The organism is Janthinobacterium psychrotolerans (assembly GCF_001677885.1).
Lineage (GTDB): Bacteria > Pseudomonadota > Gammaproteobacteria > Burkholderiales > Burkholderiaceae_D > Janthinobacterium > Janthinobacterium psychrotolerans.
This window is the reverse complement of record NZ_LOCQ01000052.1, coordinates 48,247-71,422: the sequence shown is the minus strand read 5'-3', so window position 1 is coordinate 71,422 and position 23,176 is coordinate 48,247. Positions and strand designations below refer to the sequence as shown.

Below are 23,176 nucleotides of genomic sequence, written 5' to 3'. Positions count from 1 at the left end.
TTCCGTGCAGAGCAGCGCGCGGCCTCTGTGGTTTTCACTTGGTGCAGGCATTAACAGCGACACCGATAACTAGCAGATAGTAGAGATAACATGACTTCAGTCCCATTGACCAAATTCGGCGCAGAACTTCTGAAGGAAGAGCTGCATCATTTGAAGACCAAGGAACGCCGTATCGTCATCGATGCGATCGCCGAAGCGCGCTCGCACGGTGACCTGTCGGAAAACGCCGAGTACGACGCCGCCAAGGAGCGCCAGGCGTTCGTCGAAGGCCGTATCGCCGAACTCGAAGGCAAGCTGGGCGCGGCCCAGATCATCGACCCGGCCACCCTGGACGCGGAAGGCCGCGTGGTGTTCGCCTCGACCGTGAACCTGGAAGACCTGGAATCGGGCCAGAAAGTGACGTACCAGATCGTCGGCCTCGACGAAGCCGACCTGAAGCTGAACAAGGTCTCCGTCACTTCACCGATCGCGCGCGCATTGATCGGCAAATACGCCGGCGACGTGGTCGAAGTGCAGGCGCCGTCCGGCCCGCGCGAATACGAAATCCTGGAAGTGCTGTACATCTGATGCTGGGCCGCGTGCGCATCCTGGTTGCCACCCTGTGGGCCGGCAGCCTGTGGACCATCGGCTTTGTGGTGGCGCCGACGCTGTTCGGCACCCTGAGCGACCGTGTGCTGGCAGGCAATATAGCCGGCAGTCTGTTCCGTGTGGAAGCGTGGCTGTCGATCGCCTGCGCGCTGATTCTGCTGGCCTTGCTTCAATGGGCGCCCGGCGCACTGGAGCCCAAGCGCCGCCGCCTGCTGGGCGCGCTGGTGCTGTCGATGCTGGTGTGCGCGCTGGTCAGCCATTTCGGCATTACGCCGCTGATGAGCGAACTCAAGGCGCAAGCGCCGTCGGGCATCATGGACGACGCCATGCGCAGCCGCTTCGGCATGCTGCACGCGGTGTCGACGCTGGTGTTTGGGGTGCAGAGCTTGCTGGCGGGTGTGCTGATCTGGAAACAGCGGTAGGCGTTGGCGGTGTTGTCGGATTACGCCTGGCCTGCGGCCGCGCTAATCCGACCTACCAGCCGATACCGTAGGTAGGATTAGCGCGCAGCGCGTAATCCGACAATCTGCATGCAGGAATGGCAATAAAAAAGCGGAGCGATGGAAGTTCCATGCTCCGCTTTCTGTTTCAACCGCCTGGCGGCGGCTGGGGTTGGGCTTACTTGCTGCCCAAGGCGCTTTTCTTGGCGCTCTTCTGGCGCGGCTTGGCACGCTTGATCGAACCGCCTTCGGTGACGCGCTCATTGCCCTTGATCATGACTTTCGTCACGCTCGGGCGCTTGGTGCCGCTGGCGCTGGCTTTGACGATGGTCACTTCGCGCATGCCCTTGCCGGAACTGACCTTCTCCTTCACCACTTCTTTTTTCGGACGGTAGATTACCAGCAGTTTGCCTATGTGTTGTACGGGAGCGGCGCCGAGATTGCCGCAAATCGTCTCGTACATTCCGACGCGCGCTTCGCGGTCGTCGCCGAACACGCGTACTTTGATCAGGCCGTGTGAATCGAGGCCCAGGTCGATCTCTTTGAGGACAGCAGGTGTCAAGCCCGCTTCGCCGATAATGACGATAGGCTTCAGCGCGTGTGCTTCGGCGCGCAGTGCGCTGCGCTCAACGGGTGTAAGTTTTAGCATAATAATTTTTAGTAATTCCCTTAAAAGCAGTATTCTACGCGAATGGCAAAGAAGAAATTAAACAAAAACTGGTTGCACGACCACATTAATGACCCATATGTGAAGTTGGCGCAAAAAGAGGGCTACCGTGCCCGGGCCGCATACAAGCTCAAGGAAATCGATGAAGACGAGAAACTGATCAAGCCTGGTCAGGTAATTGTCGACCTCGGTTGCACTCCCGGCAGCTGGGCGCAATACACGCGCCGCAAGCTGGCCGGCAAGGATGGCGGCGGCGTCAATGGTACGCTGATTGGCCTGGACATGCTGGAAATGGAGCCGATCGCCGACTTCCATTTCATCCAGGGCGACTTCCGCGAAGCGCGCGTGCTGCGCCAGCTCGAAGTGGTGCTGCAGGGGCGCAAAGTCGATCTGGTGCTGTCGGACATGGCGCCCAATCTGTCGGGCATCGCCACGGCGGACGCCGCGCGCATGGAGCATCTGATCGACCTGGCCATCGAATTTTCTCAGCTGCACCTGAAACCTTCCGGCGTCTTGCTGGTCAAGTGCTTCAAGGATATGGGCTTCAGCCAGATCGTGGAAAAATTCCGCACCGAATTCAAGGTCGTGGTACAGAAGAAACCGAAGGCCAGCCGCGACAAGTCGTCGGAAATCTTCCTGATGGGCCGGGGCATCAAACACCCCATGAAAAATGCCCCTGAAGAAGACGATTCCGCTCTTGATATTTAAGCTGGAACCCGCACATGGGAGCGAGAAGTGCGGTACTGACACTGGTGAATGCAGCCAAATTGTTTATACTGCATTTCATTTCTTGACGTGAGCGCGGTTTTTTTGCCGCACACGGATAGCCGGGCTTTGGCACGGCCCGCTTATTGCGAGTAAAATCGTGTTTCTAGCTATAGCAAAAAGATGCGCACTGCATCCAAGGAGTCTTCGTGAATAACATGTTTTCCAAATCTGCCATCTGGGTAGTCGTCTTGCTGCTGCTGTTCATGTTGTTCAAGCAGTTCGACAGCCATGGCGCCACGGGCGGCAGCAAGCCCATCGCTTATTCCGATTTGCTGGATGAAGTCAAAGCCAAGCGCGTCAAGGATGTCGTGATCGAAGGTTCCTCGATCACCGCCAAGCTGTCGGATGACACCAAGGTGCGCACCACTGCTACCAGCCTCGACAAGGGTCTGATCGGCGACCTGCGCGACAACGGCGTGCATTTCGATGTGCGTCCGCCCGAGGAAGCATCTTTCCTGCAACAAATTTTCGTATCCTGGTTCCCGATGCTGTTGCTGATCGGCGTCTGGGTCTTCTTCATGCGCCAGATGCAGGGCGGCGGCAAGGGCGGGGCATTCTCGTTCGGCAAGTCGAAAGCCCGCATGATGGATGAAGCGAGCAACACGGTCACTTTCGCCGACGTCGCCGGTTGCGACGAAGCGAAAGAAGAAGTCAACGAAGTGGTCGACTTCCTCAAGGATCCGAGCAAGTTCCAGAAACTGGGCGGCCGCATTCCGCGCGGCGTGCTGATGGTCGGTCCTCCGGGTACCGGTAAAACCCTGCTGGCGCGCGCCATCGCCGGCGAAGCCAAGGTGCCGTTCTTCTCGATCTCGGGCTCCGACTTCGTGGAAATGTTCGTCGGCGTGGGTGCGTCCCGCGTGCGCGACATGTTTGAAAACGCCAAGAAACACTCGCCTTGCATCATCTTCATCGACGAGATCGATGCGGTCGGCCGCCACCGTGGCGCCGGCACCGGCGGCGGCAACGACGAGCGCGAACAGACCCTGAACCAGTTGCTGGTCGAGATGGACGGTTTTGAAGCGAACTCCGGCGTGATCGTCGTGGCCGCCACCAACCGTGCCGATGTGCTCGACAAAGCACTGTTGCGCCCTGGCCGTTTCGACCGCCAGGTGTCGGTGGGCTTGCCCGATATCCGCGGCCGTGAACAGATCCTGAACGTGCACATGCGCAAAGTGCCTATCGGCACCGATGTCAAGGCCGATATCCTGGCCCGCGGCACGCCTGGTTTCTCGGGCGCGGACCTGGCCAACCTGGTCAACGAGGCAGCCCTGTTCGCCGCGCGCCGCAGCAAGCGCCTGGTGGAAATGTCGGACTTCGAAGACGCAAAAGACAAGATCTACATGGGTCCCGAGCGCAAGTCGATGATCATCCGCGAGGAAGAGCGCCGCAATACCGCGTATCACGAGTCCGGCCACGCGGTGGTGGCGAAGCTGCTGCCGAAAGCCGATCCGGTCCATAAAGTGACGATCATGCCGCGCGGCTGGGCCCTGGGCCTGACCTGGCAGTTGCCGGAACACGACAACCTGTCGGCCTACAAGGACAAGATGCTGGAAGAAATTTCCATCCTGTTCGGTGGCCGTATCGCTGAAGAAATCTTCGTCGGCCAGATGTCGACTGGCGCCTCGAACGACTTCTCGCGCGCCACCAAGCTGGCCCGCTCGATGGTCACCCGCTTCGGCATGTCCGACAGCATGGGCGTGATGGTCTACGAGGACAGCGAAAACGAAGGCTTCTTCGGTGGCGCCACCAAGACGATCTCGGAAGCGACCCAGCAAAAGGTCGACGCCGAAATCCGCAGCATCCTCGACACGCAATATGCACTGTCGCGCAAGTTGCTGGAAAGCAATCGCGACAAGGTCGAAATGATGACCAAGGCGCTGCTGGAATGGGAAACCATCGATGCCGAGCAGATCAACGACATCATGGCCGGCCTGGAGCCGCGTCCGCCGAAGGTCATTCCACCACGCCGCAATGCGGGCGACAGCGGCGCCGGCGGCATCTCGCCGAACGTGACGGCGCCAGCCTGATTGTGACTGCCTGATAACAGGCGGCAATGGCAGGAAAGGGTAAGGAGCAATCCTTGCCCTTTTTCGTTGCCACTCCACATCCTCCACCTTTCAAGTGACATGCGACAGTATTTACAATGTGGCCGCTTCGGCTTCCAGCTGCAGGGGCAGGCGCCCGGCGGCAGCGCCCTGGTGATGGGCATCCTGAATATCACCCCCGATTCCTTTTCCGACGCCGGCAAATTCCAGCACCTGGAGTTTGCCCTGTCGCGCGCCGAGCAGATGATCGTTGACGGCGCCGACATCATCGATATCGGCGGCGAGTCGAGCCGCCCTGGCGCGCCGCCGCTGCCGCTGGCCGACGAGTTGCAGCGCGTGATGCCGGTGCTGTACGCGCTGCGCGACTGTGGCAAGCCGCTCTCGGTCGATACCTACAAGCCTGAAGTGATGCGCGAAGCCATCCTGGCCGGCGCCGACATGATCAACGACATCAACGGTTTTCGCGCGCCGGGCGCCATCGAGGCCGTGCGCGGCAGCGACTGTGCGCTGTGCATCATGCACATGCAAAGCGTGCCGCAGACCATGCAGGACCAGCCGCACTATGAGGACGTGGTGCGCGAAGTCACGGAATTCTTGCGCGAGCGGGTCGACACGATGGTGGCGGCCGGCATCGAGCGCGAGCGCCTGTGCATCGATCCCGGCTTTGGCTTCGGCAAGACGGTCGAGCAAAATTATGCTTTGCTGCGCGCAACTGCGCAGTTACGCAGTGAACTGGGCCTGCCGGTACTGGCCGGCCTGTCGCGCAAATCGATGATCGGAGCCGTCACCGGCCGTCCGGTCGAGCAGCGCCTGGCGGGCAGTATCGCCGGCGCGCTCGCTGCGGTCGCGCACGGTGCGCAGATCGTGCGGGTACATGATGTGGGTGAAACCGTCGATGCGCTGCAGGTCTGGCGCACGGCACATTGAGTTTGTAAAATTTACTATATACAATAAAAGAGAAGAATATGACACGCAAGTATTTTGGTACCGATGGCATCCGCGGCCTGGTGGGCAAGGCCCCGATTACCCCTGATTTCGTGATGCGCCTGGGCTACGCGGCCGGCAAGGTGCTGGTCAAGGCGCAAAACAGCAAGGTGCATCCCACCGTGCTGATCGGCAAGGACACGCGTATTTCCGGCTATATGCTGGAAGCGGCGCTCGAAGCGGGACTGGCCGCCGCCGGCGTGGACGTGATGCTGGCCGGCCCCGTGCCGACGCCGGCGATTGCCTACCTGACGCGCGCGCTGCGCCTGACGGCCGGCGTGGTGATTTCCGCCTCGCACAACCCTTACCATGACAATGGCATCAAGTTCTTTTCCGGCCAGGGCACCAAGCTGCCCGACAGCCTGGAGCAGGAAATCGAAGCGGCGCTAGATGAGCCGATGGATTGCGTGTCGTCCGAAAAGCTCGGCCGCGCCACGCGCCTCGATGACGCGTCGGGCCGCTACATTGAGTTTTGCAAGAGCACCTTTCCAAACGAGCTCGACCTGCATGGCCTGAAGATCGTCGTCGATTGCGCACACGGTGCGGCCTACCATATCGCCCCCCATGTGCTGCATGAGCTGGGTGCGGAAGTCATCGCCATCGGCAACAAGCCTGACGGCTTCAATATCAACGACGGTTTCGGCGCCACCGCCACCAAGGCGATGGCCGCGGCCGTGGTCGAGCACGGCGCCGATCTCGGCATCGCCCTCGACGGCGACGCCGACCGCCTGATCATGTGCGACGCCACTGGCCGCCTGTACAACGGCGACGAACTGCTGTACGTGATGGTCAAGGACCGCCTGGCCACCGGCCCGGTGGCGGGCGCCGTCGGCACCCTGATGACCAATATGGCGCTCGAAGTGCTGTTCAGGCAGCAGGGCATCGGTTTTGCGCGCGCCAAGGTCGGCGACCGCTACGTCCTGGAAGTGATGAAAGAGAAGGGCTGGATCCTGGGCGGCGAAGGCTCCGGCCATCTGCTGTGCCTGGACAAGCACACCACCGGCGATGGCATCGTATCGGCCTTGCAAGTGCTGTCGGCCCTCAAGCGCAGCGGCCAGAGCCTGCAGCAGTGCGTCAGCGAGCTGGTCCTGTTCCCGCAGACCCTGATCAATGTGCGCGTGGCGCCCGGCACCGACTGGACGCAGAACGCCGCCATGGTGGCCGAGACGGCCAAGGTGGAAGCCGAACTGGGCGACACCGGCCGCGTGCTGATCCGCGCCTCGGGCACGGAACCGCTGATACGCGTGATGGTCGAAGCGAAGGACAACGAGAAGGCGGAAGCCATGGCCCGCCGCATCGCCGACAAGTTGACGGCATAATTTGCCGCCACCAGGGCCTGGCGATAGTTATTTTCATCTAATTTGCCTCTGGCAATTGACGAAATTGTTGCCAGGCCTTATTATCTTGTCTTCGGAGTGTGGCGCAGCCCGGTAGCGCACCTGGTTTGGGACCAGGGGGTCCAAGGTTCGAATCCTTGTACTCCGACCAAAGTCATGAACGGGCTGTCAGAAATGACAGCCCGTTTTCAATTGTGGATGGCGTTAGTTGCCGCCATTCCTGCATCAGTTAAAATACTGCACCTTTCCGCCCATCGTTCAACGGATAGGACAACGGTCTTCTAAACCGTGAATGGGGGTTCGATTCCCTCTGGGCGGACCAGCGATCGCTGGCCCTCGATGCGCTCTTGCATCCACATCTATTCTTCTTTATTGCCCGCGCCAAACAGGCGATCCTTGGCGTTCAACAGTTTTTGCACCTTGGCGCCCATCTTCATCAGCTGCGCCATCGATTCCGGCGACAGCCGCTGCAGGTCGTCGAACCAGGTATTGGCCAGGTCCACCAGCTCATACATTTCGCGCATGCGCTCCTGGGCATACTTGTCGCCCGGCTCATTGGCCGGCGCCATCAGCGATTCGCGCAGCACCGTCAAGGTCGGCGCCACTTCGCGGCGGCGCCGTTCGGCCGCCACCACCCGGAAAATCTGCCAGACGTCGCCGAGGGACGAGAAATACTCGCGCCGGTCGCCCGGTATGCGCGTCAGGCGTATCAAGCCCCAGCCCTGCAATTCCTTCAGACCGATGCTGACGTTCGAGCGCGAAAAACTCAGGTGCTCGGCGATCTCGTCGGCATGCAGCGGCTGCTCGGACACGAACAGCAGCGCATAGACCTGGCCCACCGTGCGGTTGAAACCCCAGCGGCTGCCCATTTCGCCAAAGTGACTGACGAAGGTCAGGATCAGCGGCGTCATTTCAATGTGATGAGTTTTCATAATTAACTGGAAGTTTTGCACTCTATTTGCGGCGGGTCAATTGATATTCGACAGGTTTCGCAGTATTATACAAAAAATCGAATTTACAGAAATTACTGAAAACTCAATAAGTACAAGCAAGAGAGAATTTTTCATGGCCACCCCGCTTCCTGCCTTGCCGCGTTTCGTCCTGCCCCGTCTTGCCAGCCTGGTCCAGGGCGGCGCCGCCCTGTTGTGGCTGCCCCAGGCTGCCCTGCTGGCCTCGGCCATTTCCAGCATGGCGGCGGGCACCGGCTGGCATGGGGCAGTGCCGCCGGCGGCCGGCATTGTTTTGCTGGGCTTGCTGCGCGCCGGCGCCGAGGCGTGGGGCGCGTGCACCGTGTATGCGGCCGCGCGTACCCATCTGTCGGCCCTGCGCGCGCAGGTGGCGCTGGCGCTGGCGCAGCGCTCGCCGCTGGACCGCCAGCGCGCCCAGTCCGGCCAGGCCGCCAGCGTGATTGCCGAGCAGGCCGAAGCCATCGTGCCCTATCTGGTGCGCTACCGGCCCACGCGCTGGAAAGTGCTGCTGGTGCCTTTGACGATCGTGGCCGCCATTGCGCCGCTGTCGTGGCTTGCCGCCCTGATATTGCTGGTCGCCGCGCCCCTGATTCCCGTCTTTATGGCTTTGGTTGGCATGGGGGCGCAGGCGGCCAGCCGCGCGCAGATGGTGGAGATGGGCGGCATGAATGCCTTTTTGCTCGACCGCCTGCGCGGCCTGGCCACCTTGCGCGCCGTCGGCGCCGTCGACGCCACGGCCGGGCGGCTCGACGCCAGCGCGCAATCGCTGCGCCGCCGCACCATGGCCGTGCTGCGCATCGCTTTTCTGTCTTCCGCCGTGCTGGAACTGTTTTCCGCCCTGGGCGTGGCGATGGTGGCGGCGTATATCGGCTTTTCCTTGCTGGGCACCTTCCATTTCGGCAGCTGGGGCGGCAAACTGCGCTTGAACGAAGGGCTGTTCATCCTGCTGCTGGCGCCCGCCTTTTTCGAGCCGCTGCGCGAACTGGCGGCCGTCTGGCACGACAAGGCGGCCGGCGAGGCGGGCCTGGCCGCGCTGGCTGACCTGGCCGACGGCGGCGTCGCCATGCCGGGCCATGCCGCAGCAGACGCCATCGCGTCCTCTGCGGCGCCCGCCGCACCGCCGGCAGTGCGCTTGCAGCACGTGCAGTTTGCTCATCCCGGCGAAGCGCCGCTGTTCGACGGTCTCGACTTGCAGGTGCGCCCCGGTGAACACGTGGCCCTGCTGGGCGCCAGCGGCGCCGGCAAGTCCACCTTGCTGTCGCTGATCGCCGGCTTGCTGCCGGCAGGCAGCGGCATCATCCATATTGACGGCGTGGCGCTGGACGACGCCACGGTTGGCGGCCTGCGCCAGCGCATGGCCTGGATGGGGCAGCGGCCACACGTGTTTGCCGCCTCCGTCAGCCAGAACATCACGCTGGGCCGGGAGCTGGCGGACGTGGCGGCGGTGAGTGCGGCGCTGCGCCTGGCCGAACTGGCCACGGTGTCCCAGGCGCAGCCCGGTGTAATGCTCGGTGACGGCGCCCACGGCCTGTCCGGTGGCGAGGCTGTGCGCCTGGCGCTGGCCCGCGTGGCCATCCACCCGCAGGCCGATCTGCTGCTGGTCGACGAGCCGACCGCCCACCTCGACAGCGAAACGGCGGCGCGCGTGACCGACGCGCTGCTGAAGCTGGCCCAAGGCAAGACCATGATCGTCGCCACCCACGACCCGGTACTGGCGGCGCGCCTGCCGCGCCGTGTGCTGCTGGGCGCGCAAACGCAGGAGCTGCAGGCATGAAAACCAGGTTGCTATCCCATCCCGTGTTGCGCCAGCTGTTGCTGGACCAGCCGCGCAAGATGCTGCTGGGGGCCGCGCTGTCGGCCCTCACGGTGGTGGCCGGCATGGCGCTGCTGGGCCTGTCCGGCTGGTTTATCAGCGCCACCTCGATCGCCGGGCTGGCTTCCAGCACCGCGCTGGCGTTCGATGTATTTGCGCCATCGGCCGGCATCCGCCTGCTGGCGATCGGCCGTACCGGCACTCGCTATGCGGAGCGCCTGCTTACCCATGACGCGACGTTTGCCGCGCTGGCCGCCTTGCGCGTGCGGCTGTTTCGCCGCTGGTCGCTGCCGGCGGCCGGCCACCGGCTGCTGCGCCAGCCGGCCAAAATGCTGTTTCGCCTGACGGCCGATATCGACGCGCTCGAAGCGCTGTATCTGCGCCTGCTGGTGCCGGTGTTTGCCGCCATCTGCGCGGCCCTGCTGGCCGGCCTGGCGCTGGCGTTTCTCGACCTTGCTTTGGGCCTGGTGTTTGCCGCCTGGCTGTTGCTTGGCGGCGGCGCCATCGCGTCGCTGTTGCTGCGCCGCGCGCGCCGCCACGCCATGGTACGGTCGCGCGCCCTCGAACAGCTGCGCTCGGGCGCGATCGACCTGGTGGCCGGCCAGACCGACCTGGCGATGGCCGGGCGCCTGGGCGCGCAATGCCAGCTGCTGGCGCGGACCGACCAGTCGCTGGCCGCCACCGATATCGCGCTGCAGCGCCTGGACGCCAGCGCCGGCGCCGCCTATGGCGTGCTGGGCAGCATCACCCTGGCTGGCGTCGTGCTGGCCAGCGCCGCCCTGGTCGATGGCCAGCGGATCGGCGTGCCGGCCGCGGCGCTGGCGGTGCTGGTGGCCTTGACCGCCATGGAACCGTTTGCCGGCCTGCGCCGTGGCGCGCTGGAAGCGGGACGCATGCTGCTGGCGCTGCGCCGGCTCGATCCGCGCGTGGCGGAAACGGCGCTGCCGCCGGCGGCGCCGGCGAGCAGCGGCCTGCGCCTGGAAGCGGTCAGTGCGGCGCACGCCGGCAGCCAGGCCGCCATCGTGCATGGCGTCAGCCTGGTGGTGGCGCCCGGCGAAAAAGTCGCGCTGATCGGCCCCAGCGGCGCTGGCAAGTCGACCCTGCTGGCCCTGGCCGCGCGCGAGATCGCGCCCTTGTCGGGCACGCTCAGCGCGCCGCGTGCCTGCTTGTTTACGCAAAGAACCGAACTGTTCCAGGACAGCCTGCGCGACAACCTGCGCCTGGCCGACCCCGGCGCCACGGACGGCCAATTGTGGGAAGCCTTGCAGGCGGCCGGCCTGGAACACGAGGTGCGGGCACTCACCCACGGCCTCGACACGCCGCTGGGCGAGGGCGGCCTGGGCTTGTCGGGTGGACAGTCGCGCCGCCTGGCGCTGGCGCGGCTGTTCCTGCACGACGCTCCCCTGTGGCTGCTCGACGAAGCCACCGAGGCGCTCAATGCCGCCACCGCCAGCGATGTGCTGCGCCGGCTCGCCGAGCGCAGCAGCGGGCGCAGCCTGCTGATCGCCACGCATCTGCGGCGCGAGGCGCAACTGGCGGACCGGCTGCTGACGCTGCGCCATGGGCGCATCGTGGCCGAAGCGCGGCGCGGCACGCCGGCATTCGACCGTGCGCTCGATGGCATGCGCGCCGATTGAGCATTTTTTTTGCAGTACAAGCGGTTTAACGAAGTAAATACAGGAAACAAACAGGAACATCATGGACCTCGATATTGTTGCACTATCAAGATTGCAATTTGCGCTGACGGCGCTTTACCACTTCATTTTCATTCCGCTGACCATCGGCTTGTCGGTGATCCTCGCCATCATGGAAACCGTGTACGTGATGACGGGCCGCACCATCTGGCGCGACATGACCAAATTCTGGGGCGTGCTGTTCGGCATCAACTTCGCCATGGGCGTGGCCACCGGCATCGTGATGGAATTCCAGTTCGGCATGAACTGGAGCTATTACAGCCATTATGTGGGCGATATTTTCGGCGCACCGCTGGCGATCGAAGGCTTGATGGCCTTCTTCCTCGAAGCGACCTTTGTCGGCCTGTTCTTTTTTGGCTGGGATAAATTGTCGGCGCGCGGCCACCTGGTGACCACCTGGCTGGTCGCCATCGGCTCGAATTTCTCGGCCCTGTGGATTTTGATCGCCAACGGCTGGATGCAAAATCCGGTCGGCGCGGCCTTCAATCCGCAAACCATGCGCATGGAAGTGACGGATTTTGGCGCCGTGCTGACCAATCCGGTGGCGCAGGCCAAGTTCGTGCACACGGTGTCGGCCGGCTATACGGTGGCCGCCATTTTCGTGCTCGGCGTGTCGGCCTGGTACTTGCTCAAGGGGCGCCATGTGCAGCTGGCCAAGCGCTCGATGACAGTGGCCGCTTCCTTCGGCCTGGCGGCGTCGCTGTCGGTGGCGGTGCTCGGCGATGAAAGCGGCTACCTGGCGTCCGAGCATCAGAAGATGAAACTGGCCGCCATCGAAGCGATGTGGGAAACGGAACCGGCGCCGGCGGCGTTTACGGCCATCGGTTTTCCCGACCAGGCCGCGCGCGAAACCCATTATGCCCTGCATATTCCGATGGTGATGGGCCTGATCGGCACGCGTTCGCTCGATACCGAGATTCCCGGCATCGCGCAGCTGGTCGAACGCGGCCAATTGCTGATACGCGACGGTATCAAGGCCTATGACGCGCTGCAAACCATCCGCGCCGTGCCGCCCGGCGGCGTGGTGCCGGAAGCGGCGACGGCCATGTTCGAATCGAAAGGCCAGTCGCTGGGCTACGCCTTGCTGCTGAAACGCTATGTCGACGATCCGCGCCTGGCCACGCAAGAGCAGATCGCCAGGGCCGCGCTGGACACGGTGCCACCGGTGGCGCCGCTGTTCTGGTCCTTCCGCGTGATGGTCGGCCTGGGCATGTTCTTCATCCTGCTGACGGGGACGTTTTTCGTGCTGTCCGTGCGCCGCAGGCTGGACGCCCATCGCTGGCTGCTGAAAGTGGCCGTGTGCGCCATCCCGCTGCCATGGGTGGCCGCTGAAGCGGGCTGGATCGTGGCAGAGCTGGGCCGCCAGCCGTGGGTCATCGAAGGCGTGCTGCCGACCGCCGTGGCGGTGTCGAACCTGGGCGTGACGACCTTGCTGATCACCATCGCCGGCTTTGCCGCCATCTATACGGTGCTGCTGGTCATCGAAATGAAGCTGATGCTCAAAACCATCCGCAAAGGGCCGGACCAGCATGCGCCTGCCGCGCCGCCGGTGCCGCCCGCCGTTCAACCCGCCGCCATACAACCCGCCTGAGGAGCCGCATCGTGATCCTGCATGAATTGTTATCGTATGAAACCCTGCGCCTGATCTGGTGGCTGTTGATCGGCGTGCTGCTGATCGGCTTTGCCGTCACCGACGGCTTTGATCTCGGCACCGGCATCCTGCTGCCGTTTGCCGGCAAGACCGACCTGGAACGCCGGGTCATCATCAACAGCATCGGCCCCGTATGGGAAGGCAACCAGGTGTGGCTGATCCTGGGCGGCGGCGCCATCTTCGCCGCCTGGCCGCAGCTGTATGCGGTGTCGTTCTCGGGCTTTTATCTGGCCATGTTCGTGATCCTGGTGGCGCTGATCCTGCGCCCGGTCGCCTTTAAATTCCGCAGCAAGCGCGAAGACCCGGCCTGGCGCGCGCGCTGGGATATCGCCCTGTTTATCGGCGGCTTCGTGCCGGCCCTGATCTTCGGCGTGGCGATGGGCAATGTGCTGCAAGGCGTGCCTTTCCGCTTTTCCGACGACATGCATATCTTTTATGAAGGCAGCTTCTTCGGCTTGCTCAATCCGTTTGCCCTGCTGGCCGGCCTGGTGTCGGTGGCGATGCTGGTGATGCACGGCGCCACCTGGCTGCAGCTGAAAACCGATGGTGCCGTGGCCGAGCGGGCGCGCGCCTTTGGCAGCGTGGCCGCGCTCGCCACCGTGGCGCTGTATGCGGCCGCCGGCGTGGCGCTGTGGGCCAGGGTCGATGGCTACCGCATTACCAGCGCGATTGCCGTGGCCGGTCCGTCGAACCCCATGTTCAAGACGGCCGAAGTGGCGGCCGGCGCCTGGTTCGCCAACTATGCGGCCCATCCGTGGAGCTGGGCCGCGCCGGTGCTGGGACTGCTGTCGCCGCTGCTGGCCCTGCTGTTCCTGCGCCTGCGCCGCGCCGTGCCGGCCTTGCTGGCCAGCGCGCTGGGCATTGCCGCCATCATCCTCAGCGTGGGCGCCTCGATGTTTCCCTTCATTCTGCCGTCGTCGCTCGATCCGCGCGCCAGCCTGACGGTGTGGGATTCGTCATCGAGCCACATGACGCTGTTCATCATGCTGGTGGCCACCACCATCTTTATTCCCATCATCGTGGCCTACACGAGCTGGGTTTATAAAGTGTTGTGGGGCAAGGTCGACGGCCAGGCGATCGCAGACGGCAACGGTCACGCCTATTAATTCATTTTTCAAAGGAAATCATCATGTGGTATTTCGCCTGGATACTGGGCCTTCCGCTGGCGGCGATGTTCGCCGTGCTCAATGCAATGTGGTACGAAATGGTCGACGGCGACACCACGCCCGACAAGTATCGGTGATATGCGCAATGGCAGACGAGCGCCCCGCATGGTGGGCAGTGCTACACTGCGCACCATTCTTTTGACGGGACTGCACCATGACCACCACGCTCTCTTCCTTGCCCTACCGCGCCACCGCCGACCAGGCTTGCCAGTGGCTGCAAACACAGACGGGCACGCCCTGGACCCTGGCGCGGCTGCTGGAAGAGGGCGGCTTGCCCTATGTGTGGATCGACTATTCCCAGCAATGGGCCGAGCTGTTCCACGACGGCGTGACGCGCTACGCGGCGCCGGTGGTGTTTATCGAAGACAAGCAGCACCTGGCCGCCGGCGGCACCGATGTGTTGCTGCGTTTTACGCGCGACTCCGGCAACCTGGCGATTGCCCTGCAGGAGCCAGGCCTGCGCGCGTCGCTGGACGGCTTGCACTTCCAGGAACGCGACCTGCTGAAGCTGGTGAAGGAATTGCTGAACCCCACGCCGGTCGAACCGGAAACGCCGTTGGCGCCGCAGGAAAGCCTGAAAGGGCTGGAGCGCCACGAGATCGTGCAAGCGTTTGCCGGCGTCGGCAAGATCAACCTGGAGCAGGGCATGCTGGCGGGGCAGGGGATTTTTGGCGACGATGGCGCGCGGGTGCGCAAGAATTCGCGCGGCGGCAAGAACAATTACCTGTGGAATCCTGTCACCCTGGCCTTCGGTCTGCACGATGTGCATCGCGTGCCGATGCCGCACCTGAAAAAGGCGTTTGCCACCCAGCCGCAGCTAAGGCCGTGGAAGGCAGCCTGGCTCGAATCACTGGCTTTGCTGGGCGAATAAACTAGAACAAGGTGCCCTGCGCCAGGTCGACTTGCCGCGCGCGCCGCGTGGCCAGGCCGGTTTTTTGCGCATCCTGCGCGCTCGACAGGGCGATGCCTTCGAGCGCCAGCAAGGTTTGCTTGGCCTCCAGGCCGCCCGCAAACCCGGTCAGCGCGCCGCTGGCGCCGATCACCCGGTGGCAGGGCGCGATAATGGAGATGGGATTTCTGCCATTGGCCGCGCCGACGGCGCGCACGGCGGCCGGCTTGCCGATCTGGCGCGCGATCTCGCCATAGCTGCGCGTCTGGCCGAACGGTATCGTCAGCAGCGCCTGCCATACCTGTTTCTGGAAATCGGTGCCGCCAAAGTCCAGCGGCACCTCGAATTGCTGGCGCGTGCCGGCAAAATACTCGCGCAATTGCTGCTGTACCCGCAGCAGCACCGGATGCGCGCCGTCTTCGCGCAGCGCGCCCAGTCGCACCCGCGTCGGCTTGTCGTCCTGCCACAAAATGGCCGCCAGCGCATCGCCGCGCGCCACCAACGTCAGTTCGCCCACGGGCGAGGGCATGATCTTGCAAACACAATGCATGGGTTATCCTTGTGAGCGACGATGGCGCCCAGTTTATCAGCATATAAACACGTGTAACATGCCGTCAGGAGGATGTTGATGGAAATGATGGCGACTTACGAAGAGATCCGCGCGCTGGCCGTGCAGCTGGTGCATGAACGTTATGCGGGCGCGGTGGCGGCCGTGATCGGCGGCTCGTTTGCCACTGGCAGGCAGACCGCCAGTTCCGATATCGACTTGCTGCTGCTGTTCGACCATGTCGATGCCGCCTGGCGCAACACCATTATTTACCAGGGGCGCACGGTCGAACTGTTTGTGCATGACCTGGCGACGTTCCGCTATTTTTGCCGCGATGTCGATGCACCGGGCGGCAAGGTGCCGCTGGCGATGATGGTGGTGGAAGGCGAGAATATCGTGGCGCCAGGCACGCAATATGACGCGCTGCGGGCGCTGGCCCAGGCCACTTGCGCGGCCGGGCCGCCGGTACTGACCACGCTGCAATCGCGGCAGCGCCGCTACGCCATTACCACCGCGCTCGAAGACCTGGTCGACAGCCGCCATCCGGCCGAAGCGATGGCCGTGGCCTGCGAGCTGTACGGCATGCTGGCCGACCTGCACCTGCGCGCGGCGGGACGGTGGAGCGGTAGCGGCAAGCATCTGTTTCGCCAGTTGCATGCGGCCGATGCGACGCTCGCCCAACAGCTCGATTGCGCACAGCGACTGGTGGCCAGCGACTTGGCGGCCGGCCAGCACGCCTATGCGCAAGTGGCGGCGGCGATACTGGCGCCGGCCGGTGGCCCCTTGCTCGAAGGCTACGACTTGCCCGCGCCAGCCCACTGGCGGCGCGAGTGAGACCTCGCCACAAAACAGCCGTCCATGGACGTGCACGTTGTTCAAATGGTTCTGCGATAATGCGCAGAGGATAATTTGCCAGATGAAGGAGTCGCATGCGTAGATGGATAGGGATCGCCTGTGCCGGATGGCTGTGCGCCGTGTCGCCGGGCCATGCCCAGGAAGTGCAGACGGCGCCACCTGCTGCGCCCGCGCACGAGCAGCCGGCGGCGCTGCCGCAGCAGGACACAGCGCCGGCGCCAGCGCAAGACGTTCCCGCCGATCCAGCCGCTCCAGCCGCGCCTGCCGACGAGCCTGTCGCCTCCGAGTTGCTGGAAGTGACGCCGCAGTCGGTCAAGGTCACCGCCAGCAACCTGGCGGCGGCGCCGCGCGTGCGTTTTACGGCCTACCGCGACAGCTATCTGACGGCAAAAAAAGTATGGCAGGTCTCGCGCGGCAATGTGGTGATGGCCTTGCGGCTGATTCCGGCCAAGCTCAGCGCCACCATCGACGATGTGCGCGTGGCCTTGCAGGGCGATGGCGCGCCAATGGCGATCAAGGTCGGCGAGGGCGGTGTCTTTATCGTGCCCATCAATGACGAGATCGCGGCCCAGGATGGCAGTTTCCTGGTCAACAAGGGCAGGGGAGAACTGACGGCCAATATGGTGATCCAGCCTGCCGTGGCGCGCGACGCCTGGACCATGGCCAGGGTGGCACAGGTGCTGCACGACGCCAGGCTGGCCGTGCACGCGATCACGCCTTGGTACAAGCGGCTGTTCGCCAGCGAGATCAGGTCGCTGGCGTTTTGCGCGCCCGAGCGGGGCAGCGCTTTGCAGCTGATGCAGGATCAGCAACTGATCGCCACCCTGCCCATGAATGATGCGGCCGTCAACGACATCAACCAGCCCGTGTATTGCAAGGCGTTCGATGGCCAGGACAAATACCCGGGCCAGTATCGCGTGGTGCTGCCGGAGCAGGCCACGGTGCTGCTGCTCTAGGGCGCTTCAGTCGGACTGGCGCTGCACGATTTCCAGCGCCGCAGCCAGCGCCAGGTCCATCGTGGCCTGGTGAAACAGCAGCCATTGCGGCAGCAGCGTCAGCGCGTGGCGTCCCTGCGCCAGGTCGCCTTCGTCGACGGCGGCCCAGGCATGGTGCAGGCCGCTCAGCACGCGCGCATGCTGTTCGCGGTGGTTGGCCAGCGACGTAAAACCGATTTCTTCCATCAAGTCTTCCTCTTCGCGGAAATCGCGCTCCACGGCCGCGATCAGCTTGCGAAAGGCCGCGCTGAAATGCTGGTCAGCCAGTTGCGCCAGCCGCGCCAGTTCGTCAAACAGCGCTTCGTGCGCCTCGTCGATGGCGGGAACGCCCAGCGCCATGTCCTGTTTCCATTGAGATGTCAACATGCCAGCTCCTGTGTAAGCCCGTCCTCGGGCTGAGCGGGCTGTTCCAGTGTGGACGTGCTGGACGCGGAAATCCATGACCTGGGTCAAAGTTTCACAGGGATCAAACGCCGGCGACAGCTACCTGTGTCAACGCTGCGGCCATTGTGACCACATGGCATGGGCGTCGACATTGGGCGTCTGCATCACTTGCGCCAGGGAAGGATTGGACCGCTGCAACACCACCGGCACCAGCATCAGCGACGACAGGGCAAGGCAGGCCAGCACTTTGAGCGTCAACATGATCATCTCCCGGCAAGCCGGCGGCAGCGCGGGGATGCGGCGCCAGCCGGTCATGCTACGACATCATGACGGCAGTGTAGGACAGCTGGCGACAAGTTCAACTTATAGCTGTGACGCACCGCAGCAAGCTGTGCCGTTTCGACCTTATTTTGCCTTGCGCTGTTTGCGCGGACGGCCTGCCGGCGGCAGCAGGGAATCGAACCACACTTGCGTCAGCTGCCGCGTGTTTTTCGCCGCTTCGCGCTTGATGGCGGCCGTCGCTTGGCCGCGCGCCGTGCTGGCGACGCGGTTGGCGGCGCTCAGGTACATGCTCATCCAGGGGTTTTTCATGGCGCACCTCATGCTGAAAAAGATGGCTCCACTGTAGGCCGATGGCGTGGCCCGACCGTGCGGCGCCCCACACAGGACGCCGGCTGTCACGCTCGTCTGCGCCAGATCAATAAACGTCGCGGCGGTAGCGCCCTTGCGCGCGCAGCGCGTCCAGTCCATCCTGGCCCAGCGCGTCGAGCAGCACCGCATCGACGCCGGCCGCCATGCCCTGCAGGTTGCCGCACACGTAGATGATGGCGCCGTCCCGCAGCCAGGCGTGCAACTCATCGGCGGCGCTGCGCAGGCGGTCCTGCACATATTCGCGCGGTTCGCCGTCGCGCGAAAAGGTGCGGTCCAGGCGCGCCAGGTGGCCTTCCTGCAGCCACGCTTCCAGCTCCTGCGCGCAGACGCTGTCGACGCTGCGCTGGCGCTCGCCGAACAGCAGCCAGTTGCGAGCCAGCCCGGCCTGGCGGCGCGCGCGCAGGTGCGAACGCAGGCCGGCCAGGCCCGAGCCGTTGCCGATATAAATGCACGGCACATCGGTCAAGGCCGGCGCGAAGGCCGGGTTGGCTTGCAGGCGCAGGCGGATGGCGCTCCCGATCGGCGCGAACTGCGTCAGCCAGCCCGAGGCCACGCCATAGCCGCCATTGGTGTCGCCCTGGTGGCGTTCCTGGCGCACCAGCAACTGCAGTTCGCCGTCCTGCGGCATGGACGCCAGCGAATAGCTGCGCGGCGCATGCGGCGCGCTGCCGCCGGCGTCGAGCCCTTCGCTGCCATCGATATTGCAAGCGATGATCTCGGCCAGCGCACCCGCTTCCCATTGCCTGCCGGTCGGTCGGGACAAGCCGATTTCGTACAGCGCGCCGCCCTGGCTGCCGGCATTGAGCAGCACCCGGCGCGTCAGTGTCCACGCATCGTACGAGGCTGCTTCCTGGTGGCCGATGGCGTCGATGGGGCTGCCGCTGGCGCGCGCCAGCGCTTGCGACCAGTCGGCCAGCGACTGGGCGTCGTGCTTGTCGACTTCGATCAGCGGGAACAAGGCGGTCGCGCCCAGCGCGCGCAGGCGCGCATCGAGCGCATGGCCAAAGCCGCAGAATTCGGTGTAATGGCGGTCGCCCAGGGCCAGCAGGCCAAAGTTCAGGCGCCTCAGTTCGGGCGCCTTGCTGTCGCCGAGCAGGCGTGCAAAGCGGCGCGCGCCGTCCGGCGCTTCGCCTTCGCCAAAGGTGCTGGCAACGATCAGCGCCCGTTCATACTGGCTCAGTTGCGACGGCGTCAATTGATCGAGCGACTGCACGTCGACCGGCACGCCGGCCTGCTGCAGGGCGCGCGCGCTTTCCAGGGCCAGTCGTTCGGCCTGGCCCGACTGGCTGGCGTAGGCCACCAGGGTTGGCAGGGCGCTGACATGGGCGCCTTGCGCACCGGCGCCCAGCATGGCGCGCTGCGCGGCCACGGCCCGCTTGGCCTTGCGCCGGCCCAGGTAGAGCATCCAGCCGGTAATGCCGAACAGCGGCATGCACAGGCTGGCGACGGTGACGATAATGCGGCCCGGCAAACCGAAGTAGGTGCCCATATGCAGCGGGTAAATCACGCTGACCAGGCGCGACCCCGTGCCTTGCTGGCCGTAGGGCTTGTCTTCGGTGATCTGGCCGTCGGCTGGCAGGATGGCCATGGTGCTGCGCGCGCGGTCGTGCGGCGCGTCCGCCGCCAGCCAGGTGAATTGCACCGCTTCGCCGGCGCGCGATGGCATGCGCACGGTGGCCAGGGTCCAGGCGCCGGCGCGCTGCCGGAAGGCGTTCCAGGCCACGGTGGTGTCGATGACGACTGGCGCGGCCTGCGGTTTTTTCTCGCGCGCTTGACCTGGCTTTGCCGGCGCCTGCGCCGTGCGCGGCGGCTTGCCGGCCCAGGCGTCGATATGGTCGCGCACAAAGTCGTAGGCCCAGTACATGCCGGTCAGGGTCAGCATCACATACACCACCAGGCACCAGGTGCCGATCACGGCATGCAGGTTCCACAGGAACGAGCGGCCTTTCAGGGCCGGGTCGAACGTCAGCCAGGTGCGCCAGTCCAGCGGGCGGCGCGGCCAGCGCAGATACAGGCCCGACAAAGCCAGGCCCAGCAGGCACAGCGCCAGCGCGCCGAGCACCTGGCGGCCCGGTTCGCGCGGCAGCAGCAGCCAGCGGTGCAAGGACTCGGTCCATTCGAAAAAGCCGGCGCCCTGCAAGGCCGGCCGCGTGGCGCCCGTGTACGGGTGGACGTAGATGGACTCGCCACGGCGCTCGCCCGCTTTCGGCGCAAACAACACGCGCGGCGCGGCGCCCGGCTCGGCATACACGGTGACGGAGGCCACGCGCTGGCCGTGTTCGGCTGCCGCCATGCTGGCCAGCTGGCCCGGCGTCAGCGTGGCGCGTGTTTCCACTGCCACATGGCGCACGCCGGGATTCATCAGATCGAGCAGCTCATCCTTGAACGAGATGGTTGCGCCAGACAGACCAATGATCATCAGCACCGTGCCGGCCGTAATGCCGATAAACCAGTGCAGCTGGAACCACACCTGCTTCCAGCCGGGCCAGCTGCGGCGCGTGGCGTTGCGCTGGCGTGCGCCCGCCCTGGGCAGTGGCGCCGATGGCGATGGCGTGCTGGCGCGTGGTGCCGGGGGTGCGGCGATGGTGGGTGTACTCATGAATCGGCTTTCAGGCAGAGGCAGGGCGGTCAAAGGTGAACACCGTCAACAAGGGGCATATCATATCGCAAATGAGAATGATTCGCGCTAAACCTTGGGCCGGTTTTTCCGGCAAGGAGGCAGGCCATCCGCTTGTCGCGCCGCGTTTTGCCATGCATACTGCCATTTTGTCCCGCGCGCATGGGCGGCATGCTGCCTGCACCGCGACGAAGGACTACAATAGCCGCCTGACTTCCTACTCTCATCGATATCCCATGACCACATCGAACATCACCATCACGCCTTCCGCCCACCCCCTGTCCGACGCCGAGCGCGGCGAGCGCATGAACAAGCCGGCCTTTGGCCGCGTGTTTACCGACCATATGGTGGTGATACCTTACCGTGACGGCCAATGGCAGCAGGGCGAACTGAAGGCCTACGGCCCGTTGATGCTCGATCCGTCGGCGTCGTCGCTGCATTACGGCCAGGCCATTTTCGAAGGCTACAAGGCGTTTGCCCAGCCCGATGGCAGCATCAAGACCTTCCGCCCTGAACAGAACGCCGAGCGCTTCAACCGCAGCGCCGCGCGCCTGGCGATGCCGGCCATTCCCGTCGAGCTGTTCCTGGAAGCGGGCGACGCCCTCATTTCCATCGACCGCAACTGGGTGCCGACGAAAACCGGCGAGAGCCTGTACATGCGTCCGCTGATGATCGCCACCGACCCGTACCTGGGCGTGCGGCCGTCGGAAGAATACCTGTTCGTGCTGTTCGCTTCGCCTGCTGGCGCCTATTTCCCGCAAGGCGTGAAACCGGTCACCGTATGGATCAGCGAAGACTTCGTGCGCGCCGCGCCGGGCGGCACCGGTGAAGCCAAGTGCGCCGGCAACTATGCGGCCAGCCTGATGGCCCAGTCGCAAGCGCAAGAGAAGGGCTGCGACCAGGTCGTCTGGCTCGACGCCGTGCACCGCGAGTTCATCGAAGAGATGGGCGGCATGAATCTGTTCTTCGTGTACAAGGATGGCGAAAAAATCACCGTCGTCACGCCGGAACTGACGGGTACCCTGTTGCCAGGCATTACCCGCCGCAGCCTGCTGGAAATGGCAAAGGACCTGGGCTATGCCACCGAAGAGCGCAAGCTGTCGGTCCAGCAATGGCGCGACGATATCGCTTCGGGCCGCATGACCGAAGTGTTCGCCTGCGGCACGGCCGCCGTCATCACGCCGGTCGGCGTGGCCAAGGCCAATGGCTTTGAAATGACCATCAACAACAACGAAAACGGCGCCGTCACCCTGGCCCTGCGCGAGGCCCTGCTGGGCTTGCAGCATGGCACCAAGGCCGACACGCACGGCTGGATGCACACGGTCTGCTGATCGGGCGTCAGCACTGATACCGCGCCGGCACCATGTTGCCGGCGTTTTTACATCGTTCGAGGAACCCCATGCAGCCGCGTTTTATCTTGCCCGCCCTTGCCACACTTCTGTTGAGCCTGTCCGGCAGCCTGGTCCATGCCGCCGACGCCCAGTGCGCCATTCCGCGCAATGTCAGCTACGCCGACTACGACGTCAAGCCGTCCGACGAAAAAAATACCTGCTACAAGCAGAGCACCAATGTGCCAACCGACTACTTCATGCTGGCGCTGTCGTGGTCGCCCGGCTTTTGCGACAGCCAGCGCCGCCGTGGCGAAATTTCCAAAAAAGCCGCCTTCCAGTGCGCGGACAACAAGCATTTCGGCTGGATCGTGCACGGCCTGTGGGCGCAGTCCGCCAATCCGGCCAGCTGCGACGATCTTTCCGTCACGCCGCCGCGCAAGACCGACCTGCATCCGCGCTATTGCAAGGGCAACCTGCCGAAACTGGCGCCGTCCGAGATCCTGCCGTATATGTGCATGCAGCCCGGCGAAGCGCTGCTGCAGGGCGAATGGGAAAAGCATGGCGCCTGCGATTTCGGCACGGCCAAGGAATATTTCGAAAAGGAACGCGAGCTGTTCCAGGCCTTGAAATTACCGGACACCACCATGCCGAAAAACGAACTGTTCCAGTGGATGAAGGAACACAATCCGCAACTGAAAGGCCGCTGGCTCGGCTATGAAAAACACTCGGGCGAGCTGCGCATCTGCTACTCGAAAGATTTCAAAGTCATCGATTGCCAGAAATAGG

The 23,176-nt window shown here is 64.1% G+C and carries 23 protein-coding genes and 2 tRNA genes; 18 read left to right on the top strand and 7 right to left on the bottom strand.

Annotated elements, in window-relative coordinates:
- Positions 1–90 precede the first annotated feature (90 nt).
- Both greA and ASR47_RS10145 read left to right on the top strand, forming a co-directional pair.
- Entirely contained in the window at positions 91–567 is a 477-nt protein-coding gene (gene greA, locus ASR47_RS10150; protein ID WP_065307654.1) for a transcription elongation factor GreA, read from the top strand.
- Positions 567–1,010 carry a DUF4149 domain-containing protein gene (locus tag ASR47_RS10145; RefSeq protein WP_171898924.1) on the top strand — a complete coding sequence of 148 codons (444 nt, stop codon included), beginning with the start codon at positions 567–569 and terminating at the stop codon, positions 1,008–1,010. The genes greA and ASR47_RS10145 overlap by 1 nt, the downstream gene beginning before the upstream one ends.
- Positions 1,011–1,206: 196 nt before the next feature.
- Here ASR47_RS10145 and ASR47_RS10140 read toward each other — a convergent pair whose 3' ends face one another.
- Positions 1,207–1,677: a YhbY family RNA-binding protein gene (locus ASR47_RS10140; RefSeq protein ID WP_065307652.1), complete on the bottom strand. Its 471-nt coding sequence runs from the start codon at positions 1,675–1,677 to the stop codon at positions 1,207–1,209.
- Positions 1,678–1,719: 42 nt separating this feature from the next.
- On the opposite strand from ASR47_RS10140, the gene ASR47_RS10135 reads away from it, so the two are divergent.
- From ASR47_RS10135 to ASR47_RS10110, 6 genes are all read left to right on the top strand, one after another.
- A complete protein-coding gene (locus ASR47_RS10135) occupies positions 1,720–2,403 on the top strand; it encodes an RlmE family RNA methyltransferase (RefSeq protein WP_065307651.1) in 684 nt (227 codons plus the stop codon).
- 206 nt (positions 2,404–2,609) lie between these two features.
- The gene (ftsH, locus tag ASR47_RS10130) at positions 2,610–4,490 is read left to right on the top strand and encodes an ATP-dependent zinc metalloprotease FtsH (protein WP_065307650.1); all 1,881 of its coding nucleotides are present in this window, start codon (positions 2,610–2,612) and stop codon (positions 4,488–4,490) included.
- A 99-nt stretch (positions 4,491–4,589) separates the two neighbouring features.
- On the top strand, positions 4,590–5,435 hold the full coding sequence (folP, locus tag ASR47_RS10125; RefSeq protein ID WP_065307649.1) for a dihydropteroate synthase: 846 nt from the start codon (positions 4,590–4,592) through the stop codon (positions 5,433–5,435).
- 38 nt (positions 5,436–5,473) lie between these two features.
- Entirely contained in the window at positions 5,474–6,811 is a 1,338-nt protein-coding gene (glmM, locus tag ASR47_RS10120; RefSeq protein ID WP_065307648.1) for a phosphoglucosamine mutase, read from the top strand.
- Between the two features lie 92 nt (positions 6,812–6,903).
- A tRNA-Pro gene (locus tag ASR47_RS10115) sits at positions 6,904–6,980 on the top strand.
- A gap of 96 nt (positions 6,981–7,076) precedes the next feature.
- A tRNA-Arg gene (locus tag ASR47_RS10110) sits at positions 7,077–7,151 on the top strand.
- Between the two features lie 37 nt (positions 7,152–7,188).
- Here the strand turns inward: ASR47_RS10110 and ASR47_RS10105 are convergent.
- Positions 7,189–7,740, bottom strand: coding sequence for a GbsR/MarR family transcriptional regulator (locus ASR47_RS10105; protein WP_065307647.1), 552 nt, complete (start codon positions 7,738–7,740; stop codon positions 7,189–7,191).
- Positions 7,741–7,894: 154 nt separating this feature from the next.
- Here ASR47_RS10105 and cydD point away from each other — a divergent pair, with 154 nt between their 5' ends.
- The 6 genes from cydD (at position 7,895) to ASR47_RS10075 (ending at position 14,992) form a co-directional block, all read left to right on the top strand.
- Positions 7,895–9,571, top strand: a complete 1,677-nt coding sequence (gene cydD / locus ASR47_RS10100) for a thiol reductant ABC exporter subunit CydD (RefSeq protein WP_065307646.1) — start codon at positions 7,895–7,897, stop codon at positions 9,569–9,571.
- Positions 9,568–11,247 carry an amino acid ABC transporter ATP-binding/permease protein gene (locus ASR47_RS10095; RefSeq protein WP_065307645.1) on the top strand — a complete coding sequence of 560 codons (1,680 nt, stop codon included), beginning with the start codon at positions 9,568–9,570 and terminating at the stop codon, positions 11,245–11,247. The genes cydD and ASR47_RS10095 overlap by 4 nt, the downstream gene beginning before the upstream one ends.
- Positions 11,248–11,308: 61 nt before the next feature.
- Positions 11,309–12,895, top strand: a complete 1,587-nt coding sequence (locus ASR47_RS10090; RefSeq protein WP_065307644.1) for a cytochrome ubiquinol oxidase subunit I — start codon at positions 11,309–11,311, stop codon at positions 12,893–12,895.
- Between the two features lie 11 nt (positions 12,896–12,906).
- Positions 12,907–14,061 (top strand): cytochrome d ubiquinol oxidase subunit II, encoded by a 1,155-nt coding sequence (gene cydB, locus ASR47_RS10085; protein WP_065307643.1) that lies wholly within the window; start codon positions 12,907–12,909, stop codon positions 14,059–14,061.
- Between the two features lie 23 nt (positions 14,062–14,084).
- Entirely contained in the window at positions 14,085–14,198 is a 114-nt protein-coding gene (gene cydX / locus ASR47_RS10080) for a cytochrome bd-I oxidase subunit CydX (RefSeq protein WP_065307642.1), read from the top strand.
- 77 nt (positions 14,199–14,275) lie between these two features.
- Complete coding sequence (locus ASR47_RS10075; RefSeq protein WP_065307641.1) at positions 14,276–14,992, top strand: hypothetical protein; 717 nt, start codon at positions 14,276–14,278, stop codon at positions 14,990–14,992.
- A gap of 1 nt (position 14,993) precedes the next feature.
- Here ASR47_RS10075 and ASR47_RS10070 read toward each other — a convergent pair whose 3' ends face one another.
- On the bottom strand, positions 14,994–15,560 hold the full coding sequence (locus ASR47_RS10070; protein WP_065307640.1) for a methylated-DNA--[protein]-cysteine S-methyltransferase: 567 nt from the start codon (positions 15,558–15,560) through the stop codon (positions 14,994–14,996).
- A gap of 78 nt (positions 15,561–15,638) precedes the next feature.
- Between ASR47_RS10070 and ASR47_RS10065 the strand changes: the two genes are divergently transcribed.
- Together ASR47_RS10065 and ASR47_RS27625 are read left to right on the top strand one after the other, a co-directional pair.
- Positions 15,639–16,391 (top strand): nucleotidyltransferase domain-containing protein, encoded by a 753-nt coding sequence (locus tag ASR47_RS10065; RefSeq protein WP_065307639.1) that lies wholly within the window; start codon positions 15,639–15,641, stop codon positions 16,389–16,391.
- A 95-nt stretch (positions 16,392–16,486) separates the two neighbouring features.
- A complete protein-coding gene (locus ASR47_RS27625; RefSeq protein WP_174551162.1) occupies positions 16,487–17,368 on the top strand; it encodes a hypothetical protein in 882 nt (293 codons plus the stop codon).
- A gap of 6 nt (positions 17,369–17,374) precedes the next feature.
- Here the strand turns inward: ASR47_RS27625 and ASR47_RS10055 are convergent, their stop codons facing one another.
- From ASR47_RS10055 to ASR47_RS10040, 4 genes are all read right to left on the bottom strand, one after another.
- Positions 17,375–17,773 (bottom strand): bacteriohemerythrin, encoded by a 399-nt coding sequence (locus tag ASR47_RS10055; protein WP_065307637.1) that lies wholly within the window; start codon positions 17,771–17,773, stop codon positions 17,375–17,377.
- 126 nt (positions 17,774–17,899) lie between these two features.
- A complete protein-coding gene (locus tag ASR47_RS27410; RefSeq protein ID WP_171898922.1) occupies positions 17,900–18,052 on the bottom strand; it encodes a hypothetical protein in 153 nt (50 codons plus the stop codon).
- A 144-nt stretch (positions 18,053–18,196) separates the two neighbouring features.
- The gene (locus ASR47_RS10045) at positions 18,197–18,382 is read right to left on the bottom strand and encodes a hypothetical protein (protein WP_065307635.1); all 186 of its coding nucleotides are present in this window, start codon (positions 18,380–18,382) and stop codon (positions 18,197–18,199) included.
- A gap of 106 nt (positions 18,383–18,488) precedes the next feature.
- The gene (locus ASR47_RS10040; protein ID WP_082988848.1) at positions 18,489–21,041 is read right to left on the bottom strand and encodes a PepSY domain-containing protein; all 2,553 of its coding nucleotides are present in this window, start codon (positions 21,039–21,041) and stop codon (positions 18,489–18,491) included.
- 254 nt (positions 21,042–21,295) lie between these two features.
- On the opposite strand from ASR47_RS10040, the gene ASR47_RS10035 reads away from it, so the two are divergent.
- Both ASR47_RS10035 and ASR47_RS10030 read left to right on the top strand, forming a co-directional pair.
- Positions 21,296–22,390, top strand: a complete 1,095-nt coding sequence (locus tag ASR47_RS10035) for a branched-chain amino acid aminotransferase (RefSeq protein WP_065307634.1) — start codon at positions 21,296–21,298, stop codon at positions 22,388–22,390.
- A gap of 68 nt (positions 22,391–22,458) precedes the next feature.
- Positions 22,459–23,175 carry a ribonuclease T2 family protein gene (locus ASR47_RS10030; protein WP_065307633.1) on the top strand — a complete coding sequence of 239 codons (717 nt, stop codon included), beginning with the start codon at positions 22,459–22,461 and terminating at the stop codon, positions 23,173–23,175.
- The last annotated feature ends 1 nt before the right edge of the window (position 23,176 follow it).

Excerpts from the sequence above, each read along its gene's own strand:
- greA (WP_065307654.1), top strand. The coding sequence starts at position 91 with ATGACTTCAGTCCCATTGACCAAATTCGGCGCAGAACTTCTGAAGGAA.
- ASR47_RS10145 (WP_171898924.1), top strand. The coding sequence starts at position 567 with ATGCTGGGCCGCGTGCGCATCCTGGTTGCCACCCTGTGGGCCGGCAGC.
- ASR47_RS10140 (WP_065307652.1), bottom strand. The coding sequence starts at position 1,677 with ATGCTAAAACTTACACCCGTTGAGCGCAGCGCACTGCGCGCCGAAGCA.
- ASR47_RS10135 (WP_065307651.1), top strand. The coding sequence starts at position 1,720 with ATGGCAAAGAAGAAATTAAACAAAAACTGGTTGCACGACCACATTAAT.
- folP (WP_065307649.1), top strand. The coding sequence starts at position 4,590 with ATGCGACAGTATTTACAATGTGGCCGCTTCGGCTTCCAGCTGCAGGGG.
- glmM (WP_065307648.1), top strand. The coding sequence starts at position 5,474 with ATGACACGCAAGTATTTTGGTACCGATGGCATCCGCGGCCTGGTGGGC.
- ASR47_RS10105 (WP_065307647.1), bottom strand. The coding sequence starts at position 7,740 with ATGACGCCGCTGATCCTGACCTTCGTCAGTCACTTTGGCGAAATGGGC.
- cydD (WP_065307646.1), top strand. The coding sequence starts at position 7,895 with ATGGCCACCCCGCTTCCTGCCTTGCCGCGTTTCGTCCTGCCCCGTCTT.
- ASR47_RS10095 (WP_065307645.1), top strand. The coding sequence starts at position 9,568 with ATGAAAACCAGGTTGCTATCCCATCCCGTGTTGCGCCAGCTGTTGCTG.
- ASR47_RS10090 (WP_065307644.1), top strand. The coding sequence starts at position 11,309 with ATGGACCTCGATATTGTTGCACTATCAAGATTGCAATTTGCGCTGACG.
- cydX (WP_065307642.1), top strand. The coding sequence starts at position 14,085 with ATGTGGTATTTCGCCTGGATACTGGGCCTTCCGCTGGCGGCGATGTTC.
- ASR47_RS10075 (WP_065307641.1), top strand. The coding sequence starts at position 14,276 with ATGACCACCACGCTCTCTTCCTTGCCCTACCGCGCCACCGCCGACCAG.
- ASR47_RS10070 (WP_065307640.1), bottom strand. The coding sequence starts at position 15,560 with ATGCATTGTGTTTGCAAGATCATGCCCTCGCCCGTGGGCGAACTGACG.
- ASR47_RS10065 (WP_065307639.1), top strand. The coding sequence starts at position 15,639 with ATGGAAATGATGGCGACTTACGAAGAGATCCGCGCGCTGGCCGTGCAG.
- ASR47_RS27625 (WP_174551162.1), top strand. The coding sequence starts at position 16,487 with ATGCGTAGATGGATAGGGATCGCCTGTGCCGGATGGCTGTGCGCCGTG.
- ASR47_RS10055 (WP_065307637.1), bottom strand. The coding sequence starts at position 17,773 with ATGTTGACATCTCAATGGAAACAGGACATGGCGCTGGGCGTTCCCGCC.
- ASR47_RS27410 (WP_171898922.1), bottom strand. The coding sequence starts at position 18,052 with ATGTTGACGCTCAAAGTGCTGGCCTGCCTTGCCCTGTCGTCGCTGATG.
- ASR47_RS10045 (WP_065307635.1), bottom strand. The coding sequence starts at position 18,382 with ATGAAAAACCCCTGGATGAGCATGTACCTGAGCGCCGCCAACCGCGTC.
- ASR47_RS10040 (WP_082988848.1), bottom strand. The coding sequence starts at position 21,041 with ATGAGTACACCCACCATCGCCGCACCCCCGGCACCACGCGCCAGCACG.
- ASR47_RS10035 (WP_065307634.1), top strand. The coding sequence starts at position 21,296 with ATGACCACATCGAACATCACCATCACGCCTTCCGCCCACCCCCTGTCC.
- ASR47_RS10030 (WP_065307633.1), top strand. The coding sequence starts at position 22,459 with ATGCAGCCGCGTTTTATCTTGCCCGCCCTTGCCACACTTCTGTTGAGC.